Here is a 17315-nt window from a genome sequence, read left to right on the forward strand (position 1 = left end):
TCCGGGAGATGATCATGGTATAGTTGAAGTAAAAGGAAAAAACGCAGTAATTTTTCGTCAGAATGTCGACTTACAGGATTTTAGAGTTGCCGAGATAAAAATTGGAAATGAAAATAAAGCTGAATTCAAAAATGATGTATATGCAAAGAAGACTACAGTAGCAAGTAATGATGTTATATTTGAAGAAAAACTTGATATGACCAAGTGGAATCAGGATAATAGAGGGAATAGAACTAATTTAATACATACTGGTAATTTAGAATTTACGAATCGCGGCAAAGTAAAATTTAATAAAGATTTAATCGGTAACATTACTACTAGTAAAGCTAACCATGGTGAAGTAACTTTTGTAAATACTCCTAATATTTATAAAGTCGGTGCAGTAAATAAGAGGATTGAGAAGTTAACATTTACGAGTAATCATGTTCGTAACCTACATAAAAATATTTATGCTACCCAAATTAACTTTGATACGGGAACTTATAATGTTCACGCTAATCCTGTTACAATCGACGGAAATGCTAAAATTAACGGTTCAACATTTGACCTTAGACATGACTTAATTCTTAACGGTGATGTAGAATTTTCCGGTAATATTACATATTAATGTAACTGGAGGATATAGTGTATTTTTTCAAAATAATCTCCCTAACGTAATAGCCGGTACAAATATTATAATTAATGTTAACGGTGTTCACCCTGCAGATGCAGTATCAGCATTATCTATTTTTAGGGTCAGTGGCGGTGCATTTATTCCTGAAGGACACAATTTATAATCCGGCTACAGGAACTATGAACTTTAGGGCTGGGTTACAAGTGCAACAGGCAGGGCAAGCAGCGGTTCAAGAAAGTAGCACAGCAGCAAGCAAGAGTTAATGCACAAACACAAGCGATGCAGGCTCAAGCTCAGCGTGAAGCTAACGAAAGAGCAATAGTCGAAGAAAATAATAGAAGAATAGAAGAGCAAAGACTGCAAGCGGAGTATCAGCAACGTCAAGCTAACGAAATAAGAGTAGCCGAGGAATATGTTAAAAAACCTGAACCGCAAAAATTAGCTGAGGCAATCAATAATACTATCGTTGTCCATACGGAAAATACTTTTGTAGCGGAAGCACAAAAAGAAGTGATCAGAGAAAAATCTGCACTTGTTATGAAAAATCCTGAAAAACATGCAGTAGAACTTGCTAAGGAATTAGTAAATAATAAAGCTGAGCTTAAAGAAGTGGCTAAAGTAGTTAATGATGATACTGTTGTAGTGAGTAAAACAAAACAAGAACAATCTTTATTATTCGTAGCAAACTTAGCTCAAGTTGCACCTGATAATGCAAAAAAAGTAGTAGAGCATTTAACCGAGCAAGGAACAAGATCGGTTAGTGTAGCAAATGTTACGGCTGAAGCGGTAACTTCTAACGTTAATAATCACCTATCAGGCGGTAGTATGATAGCTGTTGCTGCAGGTGATGAAGAAAACCCTATAATTACTAAAAAAGGATTATGGGTTGCCGGTACTTTCAGTTCAAGTAATCAAGACGCATATAAAGGTAATCCTAGCTATAAAGGCATGGTATCCAGCGGTACTATCGGTGGTGATCTTTATATCGGGGAAAATAATCTTGTCGGTATTGCATATAGCCGTATGAACTCTGACTTTAAGTTTAAAGGTTCAAGCACCGGTGATAAATTATCGGCAGAAAGCGATATTATTTCCATATACGGTCAACAACAATTTAGTAATGGCCTTATATTACAAGAAATATTTTCAGCAAGTAACAGTAAAATCAACAAAAAAGACTTAAGACCGGTCGGACCTAATAGCTATAAAACAGCTAGCGGTAAATATACAAGCAAAGCTTACGGTTTTGAGGGTAATGTCGGTTATCAATTCTCTGTCATGGACGGTATAAATTTAATGCCTAATATCGGCATTAGATATAATACATATAAAAGATAATGCTTATACCGAAACCGGTACAGGTGTGAATAATATGTATGTTGCAGGTAAGTCCGGTAACTTAACTACAGGGATTACAGGTATAAAATTAACCGCTCCTAAGAGATTATCAAACGATACTCAAATAGTACTGGGACTGCATGCTTCCGTAGAAAACAACTTTAATAATAAGCAATCTAAGGTAAAAGCTAGATTTATTTGGGCAGATAATTACTTTGAGAATACTACAAGTAGTAGCACGCCGCAAGTCGGCTATAATGTAGGTGCAAGTTTACTTACAGCTCATAAGAATATTGAGCTACTTGCAACGTATAACTGTAATCTACGCAGCAAATATACTCGCCATCAAGGTTCATTAAAGTTAAAGATATTGTTCTAATATCAATCAAGGATAAGATTTTAAATCTTATCCTTTGTTTTATACATCAACCAATTGTTGTAGAATAAGTAAAATACGATTTACTTCATAAGAAGTAGCTTGTGCTAGTCTTGGATAGATAATTCTTGTTATGCTTACTGATCTACAATGTTCTATTAGTGCATAACTTTTTACCTCTAAATTATCTCGTACATCTAATTCAAAATGAAGATTACTAAATTCCGGTTGCGATTGGCTACTAAGAGGACAAATAAAAATTATAGGAGGGATGGAATCTAATATTGTTTGTGAATTTAGTATTATTATGGGACGTGTTGTTCCAATTTCATTTATTTTAGCAGGATCAAGTCCAGCTAAATAAATACCCCCCCGTGTTAATATTTCTTTTTGCTCCACCATTTTTCCTTTTCTTCTAGTAATTCCGAATTTAAATTTTCAGTGATTTCTGTCATTTCTTCTAGATATTTTTTAGATTTTTTCATTGCATTAAAGCTTTTTATAATATCGTCTTGTTCAAATTGAGACTGAAGAACATCGAGTTCATGTATAATGGCTTGACGAATAAATGCCGTTCTAGATAATCCTAGCTTTTTAGCAATTTCATTACTAGCTTTAGCTATATTATCGGGTAGAGTAATAGATAAGCTTGTCATATCATTTTTTATATATAATTTTATATTCAATATAATACTAAATTCTTATAAAAGCAATAGCTCATAACTCCCTAACCGGTTTTAGCACTAGCTTTTTGTTACTAAAGATATTAATTTTAGAAAAGAAACTACTTTTTGGTTTTTTAAAATCACGTTTATAATTTTCACCGGTGACAGCATTATAGCTAGTAATCAGAGAAGGTATAACCTCATTATAATATATTTTATAAAGGTCTTGCATAGTTTCTTTGGTAGTTAAATATCCCCATTTTACGGCTTGTTGCGGTACTCTAGCGAGTGCCTCAATACATGCTATGGCTTCTTCAATTTCAGGGTTTTTATTTTTATACACGTCAGCTGCCGGTGATAAATTAGCTTGCATATCTTTAAACATAGCATCAATCATTAAGGCCATATATTTGTCGGTTTTAAATTTTTTTACAAATATTAGATTATTCCTACTGCTATAATTTAAAAGCCGAAATTTATATATAAAAATCATGAATTTTATAGCATAAACTTTTAAGCCGCTAACTTTATTTGCATTATAAAATTTAAGTTTCGTTTCATAATCTAATTGCTTTTTCATACCTGCTTTAAGGAGCTTATGTAGCAAATTATGACAATGTATTATGTCATTTTTTCTAGCAATTCGTACTTTATCGGTAGCTTTAGTACCAGAAAAATTAGCCGAATGGCGAGTTGTTTGCTTGCCTCTGTCATCTCTTTTTATATCGGCAAAATGCCCCAGCTCTTGGGCTGTGATAATCTGAAGTCTTGCTGCCGCAGCAAAGCCGTTGCCGTAAGTTGGATGATCTTCATTGTTTTCAGCAAAAGGATTACCGCCGCATGAAACAAAAATAGCTACGTCCTTGCCGTTAGTGCTTTGCATACCGCTATTACCGCCTACTCGTTGCCAGCTAACCATATCCATCATATCGCCGATATTATGCGAATAGGTAAGAAATACTTCCGTCTTGTTAAGAAGAAGCCATCTTATTACGATCGGATGGGCAGACTGGACAAAAATACGTGCCAGCATTTCGGTTACTTCTTTCTTAACCGGCTGTAGCTTTTGTATTTGCTTTTTTAAGTTGTCGAAAATTGATTTTATTTTCTGATCTGAAGCAGAGTTTCTGTATAAATTTTGAAAAAGCTTGGTAGTTTCAGGGATTAAATGCGGGCTTGTTAATTCTTCTTTGCTAACCATCAAACTTATATTAAGAGCAGGCTCGGTAAATCTTGCAAAATTGCAGCAATCATCGGTATCTATCCGTAATTTACCGGACTTAATTAATTGCATTGCCAAATGCTCATACTCTATTTCCATATCCTGTTTATAAATAGCAGGAACATGGTCAAGAATGTGATATATGCTAGTCATTTTAAAAATTTAGTGGTTATTATCTTCTAAATTACCTGTTGGTAGTACATCATCATTAGTACTTGTACCATCCGCATTACTAAAATTGAAGGATATTAATGCTGTACCGTCTTCTTGATTATATTCTATATTCAATATTTGAAAATATTTGTTATAGTCTAAATTAGGAAATACTTTTATAAAGCAGTCTCTAAAAAATTGATCTGATGATTTTAATTGTAATGCTGCTTTCGTTGCATTTTGACGTGCTATATCCTCTTTAAAACAAATATTGATAGCCGATTCATTTACAAATAATTCCGGAGCAGTTGCTTCAGCTATGTTAACTATGTGAGGATGTTTTCCTAAAAACCCTTCTATGCATGTTTCCTTTCCGACTTTACATATCTCATGAAATATAAATAACAAATAATTTGTTAAATCATCTGGGGTCTTAGTGTTCTTACTTCTAGTACATAATTTATCATGATATTTAGGATCAGAAAATTCTTGCATTCCTCTTTCTTCATCTTTCCATGAAAACCTGAAAAAAACCATGATTTCGGGTTAATTGAGACAAGATTTAAATCTGTATTTTCCCATGTTCCCTCTTTTATTCGTTCCATTATTTTTGTAAAAGGTTCTTTAGGTAATTTATCTACCGTTTTAGTACGTTTACATTCTGTTCTAAGAGGATTACTTTTTATTATATCATCCCATGATTTGTTTAATCCATCTTCTAAAGCAGTTAAAACCTGTTTTAAAAACGGTTCAGTACTTTATAATATCTCCTTTGCATTATGTACATATAACCAATCAAAAAAGTAACATCTTGAAACGCTTGTTTCTCCATAGGATTACCATCAATTTCCTCAGCATCGTAACGAAAAAATTTATTTTGCATCGGTAGTTTAGCCTCAAAAAAATTACTGAATTTATTAAAACTACTTTGCTTATCTAGTTTATTAATTTTTGCGATTTCCACACTCCTTAAATTAGTAAAAAATAAAGCTAATTTCTGTAGATCTTGTCCTATAGGTATCGTTGTATTAGATTGTTTATTAATCATTTTACAAAATTTAGTAAGTACATCTACTAGCTTTGCTTCTTCCTTAGAGTTAAACATATTATCGCCGGCATCATGCAGAACTGCTATTAAGGCAGTGGTAAAAGGACCTAAAAAACCGGATGCTGCTATGTCGCCAAGATAACAAACCCATTTCGCAAAAGAAGAGGCTTTCACACGTTCCAAATGCCCCGAATCAGGAACTACTAAGCCGCTACTTACGGCACTAGCAGCAATACATACATTATGTAAAGCAACATTAAAACATTTATAATAGTCTTCTAATTTAGGATCAATGCCTTTCAATTTTGTAATTTGCTCGTTTATATCTGCGGTAAGTGGGATATTTGCAGATTGTAATATTGTTTTTATTTTTGCAATTTCTTGTTCATGTTTATCTACTATAACTTCTAGTTGTGATACTCTTCTCACAAGGTCTTCGTTATTGTTATATTTATTATAAATTAATTGACTATTAGATAAAAAATGATTTTCTCTCGGTAACAGCTGTGATAAACTAAGACTATTATTAGGTTGTTGTTCTATTCTGCTAAGAATTTCCTGAAATTCTTCCTCATTCTCTGGCCAAGGTGTATATTTTTCAAATACAATACTGGCTTCCTTTAATTTACCTTCTTTATAAAGAGTTCTTCCTAATAAAAAATCGGTATCTTTAGGCTTAGATTTATATGGGGCTGCTTGTCGAAATGAAATTTCTGCGTTAAAGTAAAGGGCTTGTTTCTTGTCTGAATCATTAGTAGTTTCCCCTTGGGCATAATAAATAATTCCCTCGTAATAGTACCAGAGATGTATGTAAGTTTTATCTAGTTCTTTAAGTAAGTAAGTATCTTAAGTGCTTCTTCATAGTCTCTTTCATTAAAAAGTTTCACTCCATTAGAGTATAATTGTCTTATTTCCTCTTTTATATTCTAATCTATTATAAGTTAATTGTTTAAATCATATTATGGCCGCCGTTGATGGAAATAGTCTCGCCTGTTATAAAACCGGCATTTTCATCAACTAAAAATGCCACGGCTCTAGCTATTTCTTCAGGCTGTCCTAGTCTTTTTTTTGGGGATACTATTAATGATTTTAGCAAGTACGTCTTCAGGTACCGCTCCTATCATTTCTGTTGCGATATACCCGGGAGCTATGCAGTTAACGGTAATATTTTTAGAAGCAGATTCACGGGCTAAGGCTTTAGTAAAACTGATAATAGCAGCTTTAGCGGCACAATAATTAGTTTGTCCAACCTGCCCTGCTTGAGCATTAATTGAACTGATATTTACTATACGGCCGTAATCTTGGTTTCGCATCTGCTCCATTACGCTACTAGACATATTAAAGCAAGAATTGAGATTAACGTTAATGACGTCATTCCAATCTTGATGACTCATTTTATGTAACATTTTATCTTTGGTAATACCAGCATTATTTATAAGAATACTTACCGGTGTTTTAAACTCCTCTTCAATTTCCTTTACTGCTTTTCTATATTCTTCAAAATCTGCTACATTCCAACGTTTGGTTTTTATACCGTATTTTTCTTCCATTTCTTTAGCAGCATCGTAATTACTGAAAAAATTAGCTACTACAGTAAGACCCTTATTTTTTAATTCTAAAGCGGTAGCTTTACCTATTCCTCTAGTACCGCCTGTTACAATTGCAAGTTCTGACATTATTTCTCCCTGTAGTAATTTATATTTTTGGTCCTTTTATATCTTTTTGGGTCTTGTTGCATGGATACCGATGTCACTCCTGCGAAAGCAGGAACCTAGAAAATAAGTTTTTTATATGTTTTTTCTTACTTCCCGCCTACGCGGGAATGACATAAACCGATCCATGCAACAAGACCATCTTTTTGTACAGCGTATTTCATAAAGCTTGATACAAGCGAATTTTGTATAACTCGTCTGTACTCACATAGCTTATCTACTGCTTTCGCAGGCTCGCATTTAAATTTATCTTGTCTGAACCTTTCTGAAATATACTATATCTTTAAAAATTCTTTGAGTTGTATCAATTAAAAATTTTGTTTTAGAGATGATACGGTCATAAGTTAATATTTTATAATTATTTCATCTCTTGTTATTTTAATTTAAAATAATTATATAAAAATAATCTATTAAAATTCTTTAATCTTAATAATTAAAATATATTATTTACATGAACATTGATAAATTTACTGCACATGCTAAATCAGTGATAGCTAGTAGCCAATCACTTGCTGCTAAAAACGATCATCAGCAAATATTATCTTTGCATTTATTATCTAGTCTTTTAAGTGAAGAAACAGGTATAATTCAAACCCTTATTAATAATACCGACGGTAATATAAACTTATTAAAAGATCAAGTTCAGCTAGAACTAAATAAAACCCAAAAAGTTCAGGTTGAGGGAGGTGGACAAGTTTATTCTTCTGCTGAAGCTCTTAAAGTTTTGGAAAAAGCGAGCAGCCTTGCTAAAGACAGCGGGGATAGTTTTGTAACCATAGAACGTATATTTGAAGCATTAACTTATGATAATACTATAGCCGGTAAAATTTTAACGAATAATGGAATTAATAGTAAAAAACTAGCAGCAGCTATTTTACAGCTTCGTAAAGGCAAAAAAGCAGATACCGAATCGGCAGAAAATAGTTACGATGCTCTAAAGAAATACGGCAGAGACGTAACAGAGCTTGCAGAAAACGGTAAGCTTGACCCGATAATCGGGCGTGATGAAGAAATAAGAAGAACGGTGCAGGTACTATCACGACGCATGAAAAACAACCCTGTATTGATCGGCGAACCCGGAGTCGGTAAAACTGCTATAATAGAGAGGCTTGCACAACGCATATTTAGTAAGGACGTACCTGAATCGCTTATGAACTGCTGTATTATTGAGCTTGATATGGGAGCATTAATAGCGGGAGCTAAATATCGAGGTGAATTTGAGGAGCGTCTTAAAGCAGTACTTGGTGAAATCAAAGAATCAAGCGGTGAAATTATTTTATTTATCGATGAATTGCATCTATTAGTCGGTACGGGAAAAACCGACGGTGCTATGGATGCCTCGAATTTACTAAAGCCGATGCTTGCTCGTGGTGAGCTGCACTGTATCGGTGCTACTACTTTAGATGAATATCGTAAATATATTGAGAAAGATGCAGCACTTGCTCGCCGTTTCCAGCCTGTTTACGTGAGTGAGCCGACGGTTGAGGATACTATATCAATACTTAGAGGAATTAAAGAAAAATATGAGCTACATCATGCCGTACGAATTTCCGATAGTGCAATAGTTGCAGCAGCGACGTTATCAAACCGTTATATTACCGATCGTTATTTACCTGATAAAGCTATTGATTTGATTGATGAAGCTTGTAGCCGTATGAAAATCGAGTTGTCCAGTAAGCCCGAAGAGCTTGATGAGCTAGATCGCCGTATTATTCAGATAAAGATTGAGCTTGCAGCACTTAAAAAAGAAAATGACGAGCATTCTAAAAAGAAAATAGAGCATTTAACCACAGAGTTGGAAAAATTAGAGTCTAAATCCTATGATATGGGGGCTAAATGGCAAGCTGAAAAGTCTAAACTACAGCAAGCACAAAAGCTCAAAGAAGAGCTGGATCGTAGCCGAAATGAGCTTGAACATGCCGAACGTGATGCTAATCTTGCGAAAGCTAGTGAGCTAAAATACGGAATTATACCTGAGATTATGAAAAAGATTCAGGAAGCCGAAAGTATGGATAATAAAGGGCTGTTAAAAGAAATTGTATCGGAAAGCGATATAGCAAGTATTATCTCTCGTATTACCGGAATCCCGATTGATACTATGCTGTCAAGTGAGCGTGAGCGTCTACTTGTGATGGAACAGAAATTACGAGAATCGGTAATAGGGCAGGATGAAGCAATTAAAGGGGTCAGTGATGCGGTTAGAAGATCACGTGCAGGTATTCAGGATATTAACCGCCCGCTTGGCTCGTTCTTATTCTTAGGACCAACCGGAGTCGGTAAAACCGAGCTTACCAAAGCCTTAGCCGGTTTTCTTTTTGATGATCGTAATGCAATACTTCGTATAGATATGTCGGAATATATGGAGAAGCATGCTATTTCTCGCCTGATAGGAGCTCCTCCCGGTTATATCGGATATGATCAGGGTGGGGTGTTGACGGAGGCAGTAAGACGCCGCCCTTATCAGGTAATATTATTTGATGAGGTTGAAAAAGCCCATCCCGACATATTTAATATTATGCTGCAAATACTTGATGAGGGAAGATTAACCGATAGTCAAGGTATAACGGTTGATTTTAAAAATACTATTATAGTTTTAACCTCTAATTTAGGAGCAGAAATTCTTGTTAATCAGAAAGAGGACGAAGATACATATAAAGTTAAGGATCAAGTAATGGAGTATGTAAGAGCAGTATTTAAACCGGAGTTTTTAAATAGATTGGATGAAATTATATTATTCCATCGTTTAAATCGCAATAATATTCATGATATAGTTAAAATTCAATTAGAAAGTCTAAAGAAGATTTTACTAGCACAAAATATTACTCTTGAATTTGATGAATCTGCCTTAAATTATTTAGCCGAAAAGGGTTATGATCCAAGCTTTGGAGCAAGACCCTTAAAACGCCTTATCCAGCGGGAAATACAAAATAATTTAGCCAAAATGATTTTAGCAGGCGAAATAAGTAGCGGTAAAACGGTCAAAATAAATGCAAAGGATAAAGAATTGAAGATAAAAATGAGTTGATTAATTTTTATAATTATGATATCTTACACATATTTAATTAAGGAACAACTTAAAGCTTCTTATCAAGAAATAGCTCAAGATACTCAAAGAGAAAAAGAAGCACACGACTGGGCAGAAGGTCTAATTCAGGGTAGTTTTGATGAAAAGAGGTGAGAAGTATGGTGGGTGATTTTTGATTCTTCTCTTGGTGGAGCAATAAGTAAAACAAGACCAGCAATAATTATCAGTAAGATGCAGCCAATGGAATGTTAAACAGAATAAAGCAATAACAGATCAAATAACAATAGCAAGTAGGTTAAGGTTAAAATCTAAAATTTCTGTAATAACCAATAATGAGATGCAGTCTTGAATATGCTCTAAAACTTCAGCTGGAGCTAGGTTTATATTTATAAAATTTAGGATAAGATTTAAATCTTATCCTAAATTTAGAGTTAATAACTTTCAATTTCAGCTAAATTTGTTACTTCTCCTGAAAATTTATAATAATCACTACTAGTAGAGTTAGGAATTTGTAAGTCAAATAATAGTGTTTTTTCTTCTTTATGCGGATCAACTAAGTAAGAATTTGTAATATCTGTAACTATTGGCGATAAGTAGGTTGTTGTTTCAATAAGCTTATTAATAGCATTCTGTCCGTCTTTTAATATTTTATCGACTAGTTTTTTATCTTTATAAAAAGTATTTACGGCACCTATTAAGGTTGTTGATATCTCATATATAATAACACCGTTTTTAATTATATTGGTTATATTAGAGTCTAATTTTGCTGTTTTAGAAAAAATTAAAGAAATAACAGCAGGATATTTATTAAATACATTAGGTAATTCTAAAAAATTATTTACGGCTGAATAGGCAGAATTTGTTGCTTCTGAAAAACAATTAAATGCTTTGTATATGTTTTCATAATTGTTATTGCTCATAAACTTACCTCTTTTTTATATAGATAATTACATATCATACTACTAAATTAAGAAGTGTCAATATTAAAAAATTATATTTCTTCCAAGCTCCACCTAGCTTTTGGACAGACATTCAAAGGAGTAAATAGCTTATTATTGTAACGCTCAAGTCCTGCATATGCAATCATTGCAGCATTATCGGTGCATAAGTGGATAGGTGGATAAATAAGCCGATAACCATGTGTCTTAGCACTATTACTTAATATTTCTTGTAAATATTTATTAGCAGCAACACCGCCGGCAATTACTATATTTTTCTTATCGCAATTATTTATTATTTGTTCATATGCTCTAATAGCATCCTGTACCTTACTACCTAGAATTGCTCCTATAGTAAATTGAAAACTTGCCGCTATATCATTAATTACAGCGTCATTAATTTCCTTTAAATTTATTATTAAAGTACGTACGGCAGTTTTAAGTCCTGAAAATGACATATTACAATTACCGTTGTTAATTATAGGTTTTGGAAATTTATATTTATGAGGATTGCCAAGTTTTGCTCTTTTTTCAATTTTAGGTCCTCCAGGAAAAGCTAAGTTTAGCATTTTTGCTACCTTGTCAAAGGCTTCGCCTACGGCATCATCTATAGTAGATCCTAGTATTTTATATTCTCCGAGTCCTAACACTGCTACAAATTGGCAATGCCCACCTGAAGCTAGCAAGAGTAAATAAGGATAAGGGATATTATCGGTTAATCTTGTGGTTAAGGCATGACCTTCTAAATGATTAATTGCAATAAAGGGTTTTTTTAAAGCACTGCTTAGCGATCTTGCAAACATTGAGCCGACTATAACACCACCGATTAAACCTGGACCGGAAGTTGCAGCAACGGCACTAATTTCCGTTAATTTAGTATTGCTTTCTTCTAAAACGCTTTTTAATGCTTTATCTAGATTCGATAAATGAGAACGTGCAGCAATTTCAGGTACTACCCCTCCAAAAACTGCATGTTCTGTATTTTGTGAAATGATTATATTAGATAAGATTTCTCGATTTTCGGTGATTATAGAAACAGCTGTATCATCACAGCTTGATTCTATACCTAAAATTTTTATCATTCAAATTGAAACTAATTAGAGGTGTTGTTAAGTAAAAAATGATAGTTTGTGTCATTGCGAGAAGGTGTTGCCCGCGTGGATACCAATGTCATTCCCGCCTACGCGGGAATGACACCGAATGGTTAAAACTATACCTTCAAAGCATTCAATTTGTTATACAGCTTATAAATAGATTGTTCGGCATCAATAATTTTTTTATTAACTATTTTTAGTAATTTTTCCGAAGGTTTTTCTGTTATTTGCGTTGCAGAACTTACTTGCTCCGCTAAATTTTTAAGAGATTCCTGTATTTCTACAAAAGATTTTTTAAATTGTTTTTTAATAGTAATAGATGATTCTTCAAGCTCTTTAATTTTTAAGCATAGATTTTCTAATAAATGGTCTATTTTAGCTTGCATTAAGGTCAATTTTTGCTTTTGTTTTTCACTAAGATAGCTTAAAGTTTCTTGCATTTTTGCCTGTATACGTACTTTTGTAGTACGTTCAAGTTCTGAAGCTAAACCGATTTTACTCATTAAAAATATTATCCATTTGTGAACGTCAAAATGATACCATTTTGCACCGTTACGATAATCTGAAGGAAAAGCATGATGGTAATTATGCCAATTTTCACCGAGTAAGAATAATGCCATCCACCAAATATCTCCGGCAGTGCCTTTGTAATATTTTTTACTACCGGCAAAGTGGCATAAAGAATTAACACAGAATGTTGCTTGCTGCTGTAGGAATCTACCGAGTCCCATAAATAAAAATCCTGCATATGCCGATTGCATAGTACCGCCGACTAAGTAACCGATAAATAAAGGTACGACAATATTCATAAAAGCTGCTATTTGCCAATAATATTTCAGCTGCCATTTTAATAAACTGTTTTTCCCGTGCTTAGCCCAAGTAATGCGATCAATAGACTTATAGCTACCGCTTCCGACTAGCATCCATCCTATATGAGACCACATAAAGCCTAAAAATTTATTGTCAAATTTTAATGGAGTATGCGGATCTTGATCTTCATCCGTATATCTATGATGCTTATAATGATTCGATGCCCAAGATAAAGCCGGTCCTTGTAATGTTCCTGCAGACAGCATAACTAAGACAAACTCGGCATATTTATTTATTGTATAGGCATTATGAGACCATAACCTATGTAAACCGATCCCAACGGTAATATTATTAATATAATAACTAGCAATTATAAAAATAACTTCAGTTAGTCCTATCCCATAATCAAACGAATATTTAACTACAAGAGATATAATAAAAATAGGATAAAATATTAAAGCAAATAAAGCAGGCTTATTTAGTTTACTTAACATAAAATTTACAGTTTTTAGTTATAAAATATATAAATCGGCAACGAAATCTTATTATATATAGTATACATAAAATATAATTAATAGATATTAACATACTTAATGCATAAATACAAAGAAAATTTTGACAACAAAATTCTAGTCGCTATCCTTATTTAAACAATAACCGATAAAATGAACGGTTTTAATAATTAAATTGTCTTTCCCTAAGGCCTCTCTAATCCTAATTTATATGAACATCTCATAGATGTTCATTAAAGGTCTCTTCACTTTCCCATAGATATTTTATTATTTCTTGACGCGAAAATACTTCATTTGGAAACTGAAAAAAAAGTAGTAAAATTTTAAACTCAGTAGGACCTAGACGAATATTTAGCCCGTCTTTGTATACTTTTTCAGTATTTAAATCAATATTTATATTCTTAAATTTAATAATATTATCTTGTAAAACTGATTTGGAATGTCTCAATAAACTTTTTAAAGTACCTACTATTTGCTCAGATAAGAAAGGCTTATAAAAAAATAGCACGTTATCGTCTATTTCTGTTAAATTTAATTGCTTGTTTGATAATAAGAATATTATGGGCGTTTTAGAAAATTTAATAAATTTTCTAACATTATTTTATTATTAAAGGATTTTCTTGTAATTCTGTACTAATAATCATGATAGCAAGCGGCTGACTAAAAAAATAAGTTAATGCTTTTTCTAGAGTTGAAACCCTAATTATATTAAATCCTGCTCTCTGATATCATTACTTAAAGAAATATTAACATTTTTTTCTTCTATAATTAAAACTTCAGGTAATAGCTTATCAAATACTGAATTAATCTCCATTAATATTTGATAAATAATTAAAAACTTTTATAATAATTTATATTTATTAGGGTTTATAGCAAACTTTTTATAAAAAGAAACAAAGAAATAATAATTTTTTAAAGATAATACTTGAATTTAATAGTTTTAGTTGCTATAAATAGCTTTGTTTTAAAGTTTGTTTGTTGGAGATTCTTATATATCATGAGCTTTTATGAATCAGTTTTTATTATACGCCAAGACGTATCATTAAACGATATAGATAAAATCGTTGATGATTTTGCTAAAATTATTAAAGATAATAATGGCACTATCATAAAAAAAGAATATTGGGGGTTAAGAACTTTAGCTTACAAAGTCGGTAATAACAAAAAAGGGCATTATTATTTTTTAGGTCTAGATATTACTAGTAATGTAAAAGAAGAACTAGAAAGAAAAATGAAGCTTAACGAAAATATCATTAGATTTCTTACAATTAAAGCAGATTCAATTAGTAGTGAACCTTCACCGATATTAAAAAATCAGAGTACAGAGAATACTCCGGTAATTGACGTAACGATTAATAATTAAATTTGTAAGAATTAAGGTTAAAGAATGTTAAAAAGTAATAATGCTAGTGAAACAGCTACTCGCAAGGTAGGAGATAAAACTGCTAAAAAAGTATTTTTTAGAAGACGTAAAGGATGCCCTCTTTCTGTGCCTAATGCACCTGTTATTGATTATAAAAATCCTGAGCTTTTAATAAAATTTGTCTCTGAAGGCGGTAGAATGCTACCAAGCAGGATCACAAATGTTTGCGCAAAGAAACAAAGAAAGCTAAATAACGCTATTAAAATTGCAAGAATTTTAGCGTTATTACCTTTTGTATTTCAAGCTAAATAAAGGCATAATACATGGAAATTATATTAATAAAACCCGTAAGAAAATTAGGTAAAATTAGCGACATACTCAAAGTAGCAGATGGGTTTGGTCGTAATTATCTTTTACCGCAAAAATTAGCTATTAGAGCTACTGAGCCTAATAAAGAGCTAATAGTTAAGCAAAAACACGAATTTGAAGCAAAAGATAAGCAAATAAGAGAAGAAGTAGAAAAAATCAATGCTCTTATTAAAGATCAAAAATTAGTTTTTATCCGTCAAACATCAGATGACGGTAAACTTTTCGGTTCGGTTACTAATAAAGAAATAGCCGATAAATTATCTGAAAATGTATCTTATAATATCTCTCATTCAAATATTATTCTTGATAAACAAATTAAATCTACCGGAATTTATACAGTTGAAATAAGACTCCATGCGGAGCTTAATTCTATAGTTACGGTTATTGTTGCAAGATCAGAATCAGAAGCACAAGATTATTTACGCGAACAAAAGACTGAAACTTCAGAAGATTTAGCTGAGTCAGCATAAATTTTTCTTTATCATCTTAATCATCTAGCTAGGTGGTTTTTTGTTACCCTTGCGAAAGCAGAGTACTGTTGCGTGGCTTGTGAAAAACCTGCTCGATGTCATTCTCGCGTGGATATCAAATCGTCATTGCAAGCGACTGAAAGAAGCGTGGCAATCTCAGGATTTTGGCACGAGATTGCTTCGTCGAAACTTGCAGTTTCTTCTCACAATGATGAAAGGATATGAGCCATATAACAAAGCCTTTCCGCAGAAATGACGTTGTCAAACTTACAATACTAACATTTTGCAACCATGCTATATGAAAAATTTGAGTATAATATCAATAATCTAATAGGTAATTTTGGCTTATCTAAAATAGCGGTTGCAGTCTCCGGTGGGAGCGATTCGGTAGCACTGCTTTATCTTGCTAATATTTGGGCAGAAAAAAATAATATAGAATTATTTGTTATATCGGTTGATCATAACTTACGGGAACAGTCGAAGCAAGAGACCCATTATATCCAAAATATCAGTAATAGTCTAAATCGCAAGCATTATAGTTTATCTTTTGATCATCAAAATAATTTTTCTAATTTACAAGAAAGAGCAAGAGAAGGACGCTATGATTTGATGACAAATCTATGCCTGGAACTCGATATATTAGTACTTCTAACTGCTCACCATGAGGATGATTACGTAGAAAATTTTTGTTTAAGATTAGAGCGTAATAGCGGTATATTTGGACTTAGTAGCAGTAATATCAATTGGTATAATAATATACAAATAATTAGACCGCTATATAATATTCTAAAAAGTGAATTAGTAGAGTATTTAGTCAACCATAATATAAAATGGTTTGAAGATGAATCGAATTTATCAGATAAATATAAGCGGAATCTTATTAGACAAAAATTAGCTAAAGAAGAAGATTATATTAAAGCCGCAATAATCTCACAACAACTTAAAACCAACAAACTTATAGAAAACGAGTTTAAGCCTGAATTAATATCGGCGATAGTTGAAGCAGTCAAGATTTTTGAATATGGCTTTGCTTTTCTCGATTTAGTTAAATTTGATAAATTTTCAAATGAGGTAAAAGTACAAATAATTAATTTTTTACTGATAATGATTAGTGGACAATCTAGAGTAGCTCGTTTTTATTCGGTAGAACCTATTTTGAAATTAATTACTCAAGAGGTAAACTTTAAGAATACCCTTCATGGCTGTGTAATTAAGCGTATACAAAACGAGTTACTTATATATAGGGAATTCGGCAAAAAATTACCTGAGAGTAAAATATTACTAGATAAATCCATTATTTGGGATAATAGATTTTGCATCACAAGAAATCAAGAAACTCCAAATTATTTTGTAACTCATCTATCATTAGAAGATTATAAAATGATAAAGAAACAATTAGATTTAGAACCTTTGAAAAATCTATCCTGCAAAAATCACAATGCAATTTTATTTACCTTACCTATCATTAAAATACTTGAAAAAGTTGTAGCAATACCACATATATCATATTATGATGACGACATGTGGAACTTTGAAGTATCTTTTTTTCCAAATTTTGTATCTCGTTTCACCCATTTTTGCTAGCACCGGTATTTAAGAGGCTATCT

Annotated in this window: 18 protein-coding genes and 1 pseudogene; 9 read left to right on the forward strand and 10 right to left on the reverse strand. The window is 32.4% G+C overall.

Going from position 1 to position 17315, the window contains the following annotated elements; genetic code table 11:
• The first annotated feature begins 196 nt into the window (after window positions 1-196).
• The 3 genes from AB1146_RS03000 to AB1146_RS03010 all read left to right on the forward strand — a co-directional run bounded on the left by AB1146_RS03000 (window position 197) and on the right by AB1146_RS03010 (window position 2330).
• Window positions 197-607, forward strand: a complete 411-nt coding sequence (locus tag AB1146_RS03000) for a hypothetical protein (RefSeq protein WP_010420672.1) — start codon at window positions 197-199, stop codon at window positions 605-607.
• A gap of 285 nt (window positions 608-892) precedes the next feature.
• Window positions 893-1951 (forward strand): autotransporter domain-containing protein, encoded by a 1059-nt coding sequence (locus AB1146_RS03005; RefSeq protein WP_010420669.1) that lies wholly within the window; start codon window positions 893-895, stop codon window positions 1949-1951.
• A gap of 34 nt (window positions 1952-1985) precedes the next feature.
• On the forward strand, window positions 1986-2330 hold the full coding sequence (locus AB1146_RS03010; protein WP_010420666.1) for a cell surface protein: 345 nt from the start codon (window positions 1986-1988) through the stop codon (window positions 2328-2330).
• Window positions 2331-2369: 39 nt separating this feature from the next.
• Here the strand turns inward: AB1146_RS03010 and AB1146_RS03015 are convergent, their stop codons facing one another.
• The 6 genes and pseudogenes from AB1146_RS03015 to AB1146_RS03040 all read right to left on the reverse strand — a co-directional run bounded on the left by AB1146_RS03015 (window position 2370) and on the right by AB1146_RS03040 (window position 7091).
• Entirely contained in the window at window positions 2370-2729 is a 360-nt protein-coding gene (locus tag AB1146_RS03015) for a type II toxin-antitoxin system PemK/MazF family toxin (RefSeq protein WP_010420663.1), read from the reverse strand.
• A complete protein-coding gene (locus AB1146_RS03020; protein WP_040611349.1) occupies window positions 2705-2983 on the reverse strand; it encodes a ribbon-helix-helix domain-containing protein in 279 nt (92 codons plus the stop codon). Before AB1146_RS03020 ends, AB1146_RS03015 begins: the two co-directional genes overlap by 25 nt.
• Before the next feature lie 61 nt (window positions 2984-3044).
• Entirely contained in the window at window positions 3045-4367 is a 1323-nt protein-coding gene (locus AB1146_RS03025) for a DUF2748 family protein (RefSeq protein ID WP_010420656.1), read from the reverse strand.
• Window positions 4368-4376: 9 nt separating this feature from the next.
• Complete coding sequence (locus tag AB1146_RS03030) at window positions 4377-4862, reverse strand: hypothetical protein (protein WP_156790158.1); 486 nt, start codon at window positions 4860-4862, stop codon at window positions 4377-4379.
• A 244-nt stretch (window positions 4863-5106) separates the two neighbouring features.
• Window positions 5107-5844, reverse strand: a complete 738-nt coding sequence (locus tag AB1146_RS03035; RefSeq protein ID WP_010420650.1) for a hypothetical protein — start codon at window positions 5842-5844, stop codon at window positions 5107-5109.
• Between the two features lie 520 nt (window positions 5845-6364).
• A pseudogene (locus tag AB1146_RS03040) lies at window positions 6365-7091 on the reverse strand (SDR family oxidoreductase).
• A 487-nt stretch (window positions 7092-7578) separates the two neighbouring features.
• Here AB1146_RS03040 and clpB point away from each other — a divergent pair.
• Window positions 7579-10152 carry an ATP-dependent chaperone ClpB gene (gene clpB, locus AB1146_RS03050; protein WP_010420645.1) on the forward strand — a complete coding sequence of 858 codons (2574 nt, stop codon included), beginning with the start codon at window positions 7579-7581 and terminating at the stop codon, window positions 10150-10152.
• A 15-nt stretch (window positions 10153-10167) separates the two neighbouring features.
• Entirely contained in the window at window positions 10168-10305 is a 138-nt protein-coding gene (locus AB1146_RS03055; protein WP_010420643.1) for a hypothetical protein, read from the forward strand.
• A gap of 278 nt (window positions 10306-10583) precedes the next feature.
• Here AB1146_RS03055 and AB1146_RS03060 read toward each other — a convergent pair whose 3' ends face one another.
• From AB1146_RS03060 to AB1146_RS03075, 4 genes are all read right to left on the reverse strand, one after another.
• Window positions 10584-11072, reverse strand: coding sequence for a DUF5424 family protein (locus tag AB1146_RS03060; RefSeq protein ID WP_010420639.1), 489 nt, complete (start codon window positions 11070-11072; stop codon window positions 10584-10586).
• 71 nt (window positions 11073-11143) lie between these two features.
• Complete coding sequence (gene tsaD, locus AB1146_RS03065; RefSeq protein ID WP_010420636.1) at window positions 11144-12172, reverse strand: tRNA (adenosine(37)-N6)-threonylcarbamoyltransferase complex transferase subunit TsaD; 1029 nt, start codon at window positions 12170-12172, stop codon at window positions 11144-11146.
• A 128-nt stretch (window positions 12173-12300) separates the two neighbouring features.
• Complete coding sequence (locus AB1146_RS03070) at window positions 12301-13488, reverse strand: acyl-CoA desaturase (protein WP_010420633.1); 1188 nt, start codon at window positions 13486-13488, stop codon at window positions 12301-12303.
• Window positions 13489-13726: 238 nt separating this feature from the next.
• Window positions 13727-14014, reverse strand: coding sequence for a winged helix-turn-helix domain-containing protein (locus AB1146_RS03075; RefSeq protein ID WP_010420631.1), 288 nt, complete (start codon window positions 14012-14014; stop codon window positions 13727-13729).
• A gap of 489 nt (window positions 14015-14503) precedes the next feature.
• Here AB1146_RS03075 and rpsF point away from each other — a divergent pair, with 489 nt between their 5' ends.
• The 4 genes from rpsF (at window position 14504) to tilS (ending at window position 17292) form a co-directional block, all read left to right on the forward strand.
• Entirely contained in the window at window positions 14504-14869 is a 366-nt protein-coding gene (gene rpsF, locus AB1146_RS03080) for a 30S ribosomal protein S6 (RefSeq protein ID WP_010420627.1), read from the forward strand.
• Between the two features lie 24 nt (window positions 14870-14893).
• Entirely contained in the window at window positions 14894-15181 is a 288-nt protein-coding gene (gene rpsR / locus AB1146_RS03085) for a 30S ribosomal protein S18 (RefSeq protein ID WP_010420625.1), read from the forward strand.
• A gap of 11 nt (window positions 15182-15192) precedes the next feature.
• Complete coding sequence (rplI, locus tag AB1146_RS03090) at window positions 15193-15708, forward strand: 50S ribosomal protein L9 (protein WP_010420617.1); 516 nt, start codon at window positions 15193-15195, stop codon at window positions 15706-15708.
• Between the two features lie 291 nt (window positions 15709-15999).
• On the forward strand, window positions 16000-17292 hold the full coding sequence (tilS, locus tag AB1146_RS03095) for a tRNA lysidine(34) synthetase TilS (RefSeq protein WP_010420611.1): 1293 nt from the start codon (window positions 16000-16002) through the stop codon (window positions 17290-17292).
• Window positions 17293-17315: the final 23 nt, after the last annotated feature.

The organism is Rickettsia helvetica, assembly GCF_963970025.1.
In the GTDB taxonomy this organism is placed as follows: Bacteria; Pseudomonadota; Alphaproteobacteria; order Rickettsiales; family Rickettsiaceae; genus Rickettsia; species Rickettsia helvetica.